The organism is Pseudomonas floridensis, assembly GCF_002087235.1.
Taxonomy (GTDB): Bacteria; Pseudomonadota; Gammaproteobacteria; order Pseudomonadales; family Pseudomonadaceae; genus Aquipseudomonas; species Aquipseudomonas floridensis.
Window position 1 is genome coordinate 1 of record NZ_MUIO01000166.1, and the last position, 8,566, is coordinate 8,566.

The 8,566-nt window shown below is 54.5% G+C and carries 7 protein-coding genes; 4 read left to right on the forward strand and 3 right to left on the reverse strand.

What is annotated here, in order from left to right:
• The 3 genes from BZK31_RS27495 to BZK31_RS27505 form a co-directional block, all read right to left on the reverse strand.
• The coding region (locus BZK31_RS27495) for a transposase (protein WP_167378101.1) at window positions 1-210 on the reverse strand (210 nt) is incomplete at its 3' end.
• A 147-nt stretch (window positions 211-357) separates the two neighbouring features.
• The gene (gene tri1 / locus BZK31_RS27500) at window positions 358-1,449 is read right to left on the reverse strand and encodes an ADP-ribosylarginine hydrolase Tri1 (RefSeq protein WP_083186347.1); all 1,092 of its coding nucleotides are present in this window, start codon (window positions 1,447-1,449) and stop codon (window positions 358-360) included.
• Window positions 1,446-2,930, reverse strand: coding sequence for a DUF6861 domain-containing protein (locus BZK31_RS27505; protein WP_083186348.1), 1,485 nt, complete (start codon window positions 2,928-2,930; stop codon window positions 1,446-1,448). The genes tri1 and BZK31_RS27505 overlap by 4 nt, the downstream gene beginning before the upstream one ends.
• A 679-nt stretch (window positions 2,931-3,609) precedes the next feature.
• On the opposite strand from BZK31_RS27505, the gene BZK31_RS27510 reads away from it, so the two are divergent.
• From BZK31_RS27510 to BZK31_RS27525, 4 genes are all read left to right on the forward strand, one after another.
• On the forward strand, window positions 3,610-5,460 hold the full coding sequence (locus BZK31_RS27510) for a type VI secretion system Vgr family protein (protein WP_083186349.1): 1,851 nt from the start codon (window positions 3,610-3,612) through the stop codon (window positions 5,458-5,460).
• Window positions 5,461-5,471: 11 nt separating this feature from the next.
• Window positions 5,472-6,053: a DcrB-related protein gene (locus BZK31_RS27515; protein ID WP_083186350.1), complete on the forward strand. Its 582-nt coding sequence runs from the start codon at window positions 5,472-5,474 to the stop codon at window positions 6,051-6,053.
• Window positions 6,054-6,087: 34 nt separating this feature from the next.
• Window positions 6,088-6,555, forward strand: a complete 468-nt coding sequence (locus BZK31_RS27520; protein WP_083186351.1) for a DcrB-related protein — start codon at window positions 6,088-6,090, stop codon at window positions 6,553-6,555.
• Between the two features lie 5 nt (window positions 6,556-6,560).
• Window positions 6,561-8,566, forward strand: a 2,006-nt coding sequence (locus BZK31_RS27525) for a DUF6531 domain-containing protein (RefSeq protein WP_208617241.1), incomplete at its 3' end; no start/stop codon positions are given.

Genomic DNA, 8,566 nt, shown 5'->3' on the forward strand with positions numbered 1-8,566 from the left:
GGAGAACCAGTTTTGCAGCAGATGAATGCGCAGCATGGTTTCCAGAGGATAAGGTTTTCTGCCACCGCCGGCCTTGGGGTAGAACGGTTCGATCAGGCCCAGCAGACCTGCCCAGGGCACGACCTGATCCATCTCGGCGAGGAAGCGTTCGCGGCGTGTCTGCTTGCGCTTGCCGGCATATTCGAAATCGGAAAAGCTCATCTGGCTCATGGGCGGCTCGGATCAGGTGGTCAGGCGTATTTCATCACATTTGAGGACTTGTTCGGAGAATCCCTAGGCCTTCTTTTCAGAAGGCCGATAGTACTACAGTTAAAATGCCTTTTATAATGAATATATTCTGCGGCGTGAGTCGAGATGTCATATCGTCAACCCCTCCGATGGTGCGCGTTCGAAAAGCTGTTGTGCTAAATCCTGGATATGTTTTGACCATGCCACTTTTTCGACCCACTCTCTTGGTATACCTGAGAGTCCGTAAAGTGCGCCTGCGATCTGTCCAGCTGTGGCTGCTACACTATCCGAGTCATCTGCTAGATTGGCAGCTAATAGAATGGCATCTTTGAAATTGTCGGTATGCCAAACCGCCCATAAAGCAGCTTCAAGAGTGTCTATAACGTAGCCTGATGAACGTATCTGGTCACGAGTTTTCTGCTTATACTCACCGGCATTAATGACCATAATTCGCGGCTGGAAAGGCCCGATCACCGGATTAAAAAGCTCCTGTTTGTCAGCGCCATTAAGAGCTTGGTGAAGTTTGATGCCTAAAAACTCGCAGCTGTTCACGGCTTCAACTGCTCGGTGCGTGGTGTTGCTCTGCTTCTGACTTTCCATCCAGGTTACAGAAAGAGAGTTACGCCGAAAAATAGCTGTTGGTGCCAATCTTATAATTGAGCCATTGCCAGCAGTATTGATCTCAAAGTTTCCAATCCATCTCATTCCATCCTTCATCCAGCCCTCAAGGGCTTTTCTTGTTGTAAGACCTATATCAAAACAAGCTCCGGTCGTGCTGTTTTCACCGTTTTTATACCAACGACAAAGTCTATTCAAATAATCGGCATAATCCAAATCATTTTTAGCTAAGTAACTATCTGCCAGGCATAGCGCCATGCTAGTGTCGTCGGTCCACTCTCCAGCCTTTAGCCCAAATGGTCCGCCACCTTGCATATCCGCAATGGTAAAGGTATCACGCTGGCTAAATTCTAATGTAGTTCCTACCGCATCTCCTACGGCTAGCCCTATTAGAGCACCTTTCGCCCTGTCAAGCGCCTGTGCCGACGTAAGGCTGCAAGTCCTTGACTTAAGCCAATAAGGCTCCGCAATTAAGTTCTCAGGGTTTCCAGCCGATAACCTTCCGTTATTGGCAGACGCACGTGGCGTCGCCCCTGGCCTCAAGTCATTATACTGAAGTGCATAGTCAGATATTGCTTCTAGTTCTTTATGTAGATCTATCATGGTAACTCTTTAATCGAAACAGTAGTAATAAAGTCTTTGTCTTGGCGACTTAGAACTTCAAAGCGGACACCCGGAGGGTATAGTACTTCTGCTTCAGGAAGGTGGGTCAAGAAAGAGATGTCCTTGCCGGAGAATCCCTCAACGATCATTTGTGTGTTTTTATTCTGAAACGGAGTAGTCGCCGAGCTGCTCATAAATGCTTTATCTACTGCATCTCCCCCCACGACAAGCCCGTCACGAACGTCTTGAGGGAGGTTTACTCCACGATAAGTCTTGCCTCCTACATAACTTGGGAGCTTTGCCAAACCTTGGGTTGCGTGATGAGCGAACGCATCTATCTCTGGCGTTGCATTACCTGCTCGCATAGCCGCGTTGAATTGTTCATAGACCTCGTCGGTAGAGTAGCCATAGAGAGCACCTATTTCGTCATCCGTGAGCAGCTGCGATTTTTCTATTGCCCTTCGATTGGCTCTCGCTCTTCCTTCGTCTATCCACCGTTCTGCTCTTTCTTTTCCAACGGCTTCACGCAGGCTCATGACGGGAGGTGGCTTTGGAGCAACCTTTTTTTGGTCCGGTGCGTTAGGAAGGCTGTCTGCTTCAAGGGGTTCTGCTTTTGCTATAGGCGTAGGCTCTGCCGCCCTCAGCTCGGACTGAGCCAACAATTTCTGCTCATTACGAGCCAACCAGTTTGCGAACTGCTTATTCGAAATCTCCGCTTGTAGCTTGGCGCTTCGTGCTGCAATGCTGTCCATGCTCCCTACAATTCCAGCTTTGACCTGCCCGCGCGTCAGATAAGTTACGATAGCGGTGAGGAGCAGAAGGACCAACTGCTCTTGACCCTTGGCCAGTTGCCTAGCCGCCCGGTCGATACGTTCCTGCACTTTCCATTCGGACCCACCGGTGGGGTCCAGACCCACAGGCCTTAAGCCATCTTCGGCGTGCCACGCGATGGTCATACCTTCTTGTAATGTCGACAGGCAGGCAGGCAGCCCTTTGTAAAAATATTCCGCGACTGCCGACAGACCCAGTCCCAGCAAGATCAAATTGCCAACCTGTAGTCCGATGCCCGCTCCGGCTGCTGCGCCCGGTACAGCGCCGACGCCGAATGCAAACGATCCTGCCGCGCCACCGATAATGGTCCCGACGGCGACGCTTCCGCCCAGAATCATCGCAACTTCTTTAACCAGTTGCAGCAGAACAGGAAGGATCTGCTCGATTTCGATCGATGCCCATTTACGTTGCAGGTTCGCCTGAATAATTGGATATGACAGCGTCATTGCCAATCGAACCGAGTCGATCCTTCGCCCCCCGGCGTAGCCATAGGCTTGCGTAGCGCTCTGGCTCACACGCCTGGTGAAGCCGTTCCATCCATCGTGAGCGCTCTGCAACCCCTCGTTGACGCTCTGATTGAGCTCACTGTATTTCTGGTCGAGGTTACGTTCTATGTCGTCCCAGCTGGGTACGTTGGCTAAAAGGTCCATTTACACATCACTTTCCTTGGCTGAGGGAGCACTTGGGAATTGGGATTTAATGATGGCTAAAAGCCGCAATCTGACACAAATCCTAGAGTTTAATTCAGATGCTCGTCCATTTTTATCGCACAATTTGTGTACGGCAATGATGTCTCAGTGGCATCATTTTTTGGGTGTGAATCATAACTTGTTGTCTGTACTGAGTTATTTACATCCAAGTCCGGCAGCTCATCCAGAGAACATTCTGATTTATTAGCTGCGGTCGGCAGTCTTGGCGCTTTGCCTGCCCTTTAGAGGCGAGGGCTAGTTGACACAGCCCCTGCGTAGGTGTCTCCTTTCTCGCCGATGTCGCGTGTAAAGATTTTGAAACTGTGACGAGGTTGACTTTTTTAGAATCCGTAGTGGCACTTTCGAACTGCGCGATGGTCCCACGTTCCGGTTTAGCCTTTACGACGCGCTTTTTTATCTGAGCGTTGTCCAGGCGTGATCCTGAGCGAGATAGGTCTGTAGCCTCTGTCTTACGAGGTTTTCAGGCTTTTAGTACAGGGGTGGACGAACCTTGCTTGTGTCTATTCGCAGATGTTTCGTAGATGCTTTCATCAGGCCTCGCCTATCCAGTTAGCAGATTGTTTCAGCCTGTAATAGCTGACTCTTCGGTAGCGATTCCCTTGCCTTCAAGGAGATATACATGTTGATGGACCTGGCCGCGATGCTCTCACCGCAGAACCGGCGCCTTTTCAAATTCAAGAACCTTGCCAACCCTGAGCAGGAACTGCTGCTGGAGTCGTTCAGGGGGGCGGAAGGGCTTTCACGTGCCTACAGCTTTGAGCTGCTGCTGGTATGCCAGGATTCAGGGGTCGAACTGAAGTCCATGATGGGTCAGCACGCGGTCATCGAAATTGAACTCGCCGACGGCTCACCGAAATACCTTGCCGGCTACCTCACGCGCTTCGCCAGTATCGGCAGCGACGGCGGCATGGCTCGCTATACAGCTACACTGAATCCCTGGTTCTCTATGCTGAAGAATCGGTTCGACACACGCATTTTCCAGGGTAATACCGTTGAAGAGGTGGTTACCCAGGTGTTCGCGCTGTGCACAGCGTTTTCTCGCCATGAGTTCCGTCTGAGCAAGCCTCTGAAGCGCTATACCTACATCACTCAATACCGAGAGTCTGATTTCAACTTCGTACAGCGTCTGCTCGAAGAAGAGGGGATCTTCTATTACTTCGAGCACACTGCCGAAGGTCACACCATGATCATCTGCGACGACTCCACCACGTTGGTGCCGTTGCCTGAGCAGCCCCAGATTCGATTCCACACGGCTTCAGTGACCGAGACCGCAGACTCCATTACGGAATGGACCGGTAATCGGCAGCTTCAATCAGGGAAGATCGCTGTCCAGACCTTTGACTATCGTCAGCCGACCAATCGTCTGCCTGTGACTATGAATAGTCTGAACAAGCAGGGGGACGTCGAAAACTTCGAAATTTACGACTTCCCTGGCCAGTACACCCATGGCACTTACGACGAGGGTGAAGCACTTGTCAGGTTGCGAGTCGAAGCGCTCGAACTTAAGGGAAAAAGCTTCAAAGGCGCGAGCAATTGTCGCGCAATGAAGCCTGGATATACCTTTGAATTGCTGCAGCACTACGATCACGATCAGGGTTCGCCTGATGATCGTCAATTCCTGCTGATGAGCGTCGAAAGCGAAGGCCACAACAACTATCTCAATGGCCAACAGGCCAGTTACTACAACACGTTTTCCTGCGTCCGGAAAAAGATCGTATTCCGGCCTCAACTCACTACACCGCGCCCTACTATTTCCGGGCCGCAGACCGCAATTATCGTTGGTCCGCCAGGCGAAGAAATCTATACAGACGAACTGGGTCGCGTGAAAATCCAGTTCCACTGGGATCGAAAAGGTGAACTCAACGACAAAAGCTCCTGCTGGGTCCGCGTCGCCCAAACCGGTGCCAGCGGCGGTTTCGGCAGCATGCAGATCCCCCGCGTAGGCGACGAGGGCGGTGTCGTTTTCCTCGACGGTAACCCGGACCGTCCACTCATCATGGGCAGCCTGTACAACAGCCAGAACACACCACCGTGGTCGCTGCCGGCCAACAAGACTCAGAGTGGTTTCCTGACGCGCTCTATGAAAGGGGATGGCGGTACGGCCAACTTCTTCCGCTTTGAAGACAAAGCGGGCGCCGAGCAGGTGATCGTGCACGCCGAGCGCAACATGGACACCGAGATCGAGCTTGATGAAAAGCACGATGTGGGTAACAACCGCGTCGTTACAGTCGGTGGTACACAGACAGAGGTCATTCAGAAAGACACTGTGATGAACGTGCAACAAGGGTCGTTGACGATCAAGGTCGACAACCAGTTCATTCAGGTCGAGGCGCTGCAGCACATTGTTCTCAAGGTAGGCGACAGCAGTATTACGCTGACCAAAGACGGAATCACGATCCAAGGCAAGGCGATCAATGTGCTTGGAGAAAACACTTTCGTTCAAGGCAAACGCGTCGATATCAACAAGTGAGAACGTAGTTCATGGTCAGAACGAGTATTTACGACCGTATCTCCGCGAAGCGTATTGCGCTTGAGGAAGCGGCTCGCAAGGCAGAGCAGGAAGCTCCAGTTGTTGAGGTTGTCCCAGAGCCTGAGCCCGAGCCTGTTGTTCCTTTGCGGGAGTTGCCGAGCAGTTTCAGTTTCGGCGGTTTTAATCTGGTGTTTCCGGAAGGGTTTCGGTTTCGTGACATTCAGACCACAGTTGAACACGAAGGCTCACAGGTCATGCTGTCCATCAAGCGCCGAGACGTTATGGACGGGCAGACGCTGGAGTCACTTTTCGGTGCCTCGATTCAAGCGTTTCGCGAGCGCGACCCGGAGCTACGGGTTATTCGTCGCCAAGACAGCAGTCTTGCTGGCAGCCCGGCCAAAACGCTGGATTTTTTCTTCAAAGTGGGCACTGCGGAACATCATGCTCGTCTTGTAGGCGCCGTTGTTCCTGTTGCAGAGCAGGGCGTTGAACAATGGCTGGAAGTCTCCTGCCTCGTCGATCCTGTGAACCCGCAACTCAGCTTGTGGCTGACCGATTTCGATCGCATGCTCGACGGCCTTGCTGCCCACTGATAACTCTTTGACTGATTACAGGAATTCTTTTCACATGGATTACGAGTTGCACGAGGGCAGTATTGCACTGCCAGAAGGTTTTGAAGATCGTACGGTGAACATGTTTGTGCTGGGCGCTACCATTCCGGCGCCGTTGAGCATCACTGTGTCGCGGGACACCTTGCTGCCCTCCGAGCTGCTTAAGACTTATGTAGATCGTCAGGTCAAAATGCTGGCCTCCAAGCTGCGCGGCTACACACTTCTGAGCAAGAAAGCCGTTTCGCTATCGACTGTGGCGCCTCTGGAAGGTATCCAGATCGACGCGTACTACATGACGGATGGCCGTCCCTTCTATCAGCGTCAGGCCGCATTTCTGATCGAACCTGAGCGCGCGATCATTTTTTCGACCACTTCTCAGACCGATTTCAGCCTCGACCAGACGCAAAGCTGGTCAGATCTGTTGGCGAGCTTTCAGCCGCGACGCTCGGAGAGCACCCCGACTGACGCTGGCGAACAGGAGTAACGCCCATGTACGAGGCCGCCCGGTTCGGTGACGAAATATCACACACCAGCGCCCTGGGAGGATTCCTGATCGGGGCTGCGCTCGGCATTGCGTTGATTGCGACCGTGGCCATCGCCACATTCACGTGCGGATTCGGTGTGGCGCTCCTGGCGGGGCTTGCAGCAGGCGTCGGAGGTAGCCTGCTCACCGCCGCAGGGGAGGCGATAGGGAGTATGTTTTCCTCCCCCTCTGGCACGATAACCACCGGCTCGCCCGACGTGTACATCAACAACCGCAAAGCGGCACACGTCGAGAAAAGCATCGCGGCCTGCGAAAAACACCCGGGCCCGGTCAAGATCGCCGAAGGCTCGACCAACGTCTTCATCAACGGGGTGGCGGCGGCGCGCAAGGAAGACAAGATCACCTGCGGCGGCAAGATCACCAGCGGTTCGAACAACGTATTCATCGGCGGCGGCACCTACCGTTACCTGCCGGTGGACGACGAGATTCCAGGCTGGCTGCGCACCACCGTTGACATCCTGATGGCTGTGGCCGGAGCCGCAGGCGGGATTGCCCAGTTGATCAAGGCCGGCACTCAGGCCGGCATGAAAGCCATCATGCCCTGCGCCCTGAAATTCACTGCGGGCTTCGTAGCAGGTGAAGTGGCCAGTCGTTACGTGGTCGAGCCGGTGGCACGCAGCGCAATCGGTGGATTGGCCGGTAATCCGGTCGACACCACCACCGGCCGCAAGCTCATCCCCGACGAAATCGACTTCAGCCTGCCGGGCCTGATGCCTATCGAGTGGTCGCGGTTCTATGCCAGCGACCTGACCGTCGACAGCGTGCTTGGCAAAGGCTGGGTCCTGCCGTGGGAACAGAGCCTGCGCAGGCATGGCCGCTTCGTCTACCTCACCGACAATCAGGGCCGCAGCGTTCCCTTTGTGGACGTACAGCCCGGTGAGCGTATCTACAACCCGCATGAGCAGGTCTATCTGGTCTGCACGCAGGGCGGCCATTACCTACTGCAGACACTGGACAACATCTTCTTCTACTTCGGTGAAGTCCCGAACACCAATACCACCGTCCCGCTGCAGCGCATCGAGAACGGATTGGGCCACTTCCTGCATTTCACCCGCACCGATGACGGCACACTGACCGACATCAGCGCCACGGGTGGCGTGCGCGTGCACCTGCATTACGAAGAAGGCTCGACGCGTCTGAACGCCGTCAAGCGCATCGTCGACAACCAGGCCGTCGAAACACTCGTCCAGTACCATTACGACGAGCACGGCCAGCTCAGCGAAGTGTTCAACCGTAACGGCGATTCAGTGCGCCGCTTCAGCTACACCGATGGCGTCATGACCCGGCACAGCAACGCACTGGGCCTGAGCTGTGAATACCGTTGGGAAACCATTGAAGGCCAGCCTCGGGTGGTCGAACACACCACCAGCGATGGCGAGCATTTCCGGTTCCGCTATGACCGTCAGGCCCGCACCACCTGGGTGACCGATGTGCTGGGGCGCGAGCTGGAAATCCACTACAACGCCGATCACCGCGTAACCTCGAGCCGGGATTATGGTGGCGAGCGCTTCACCATCGACCTGGATGACACCGGCAACATGACCGGTCTGACGCTGCCCGATGGCAACCAGCTGACCTTCGAGTACGACGAGTACGCCCGGCTGCTCAAGGAGACCGACCCGCTGGGCCGCAGCATCACCTACCGCTACCATCACCTGACCACACGGGTCACCCAGGTCGATTACCCCGACGGCAGCACCTGGCGCGCCCGCTACGACGACAAGGGCAACTTGGTCGCTGAACTCGATGCACTCGGCCACAAGACCGAATACCTCAACGGCGATGACGGCCTGCCGCACACCATCGTCGATCCGACGCTGAAGTCCAAATACCTGTGGTGGAACACACTGGCCCAGGTCGAACGCTTTCAGGACTGTTCGGGCAAGAACACCTATTACCAGTACGACGACCGCCACCACCTGGTCGCCGTCACCGACGCCCTCAACCAGAC

Excerpts from the sequence above, each read along its gene's own strand:
- BZK31_RS27505 (WP_083186348.1), bottom strand. The coding sequence starts at position 2,930 with ATGGACCTTTTAGCCAACGTACCCAGCTGGGACGACATAGAACGTAAC.
- BZK31_RS27515 (WP_083186350.1), top strand. The coding sequence starts at position 5,472 with ATGGTCAGAACGAGTATTTACGACCGTATCTCCGCGAAGCGTATTGCG.
- BZK31_RS27520 (WP_083186351.1), top strand. The coding sequence starts at position 6,088 with ATGGATTACGAGTTGCACGAGGGCAGTATTGCACTGCCAGAAGGTTTT.
- tri1 (WP_083186347.1), bottom strand. The coding sequence starts at position 1,449 with ATGATAGATCTACATAAAGAACTAGAAGCAATATCTGACTATGCACTT.
- BZK31_RS27510 (WP_083186349.1), top strand. The coding sequence starts at position 3,610 with ATGTTGATGGACCTGGCCGCGATGCTCTCACCGCAGAACCGGCGCCTT.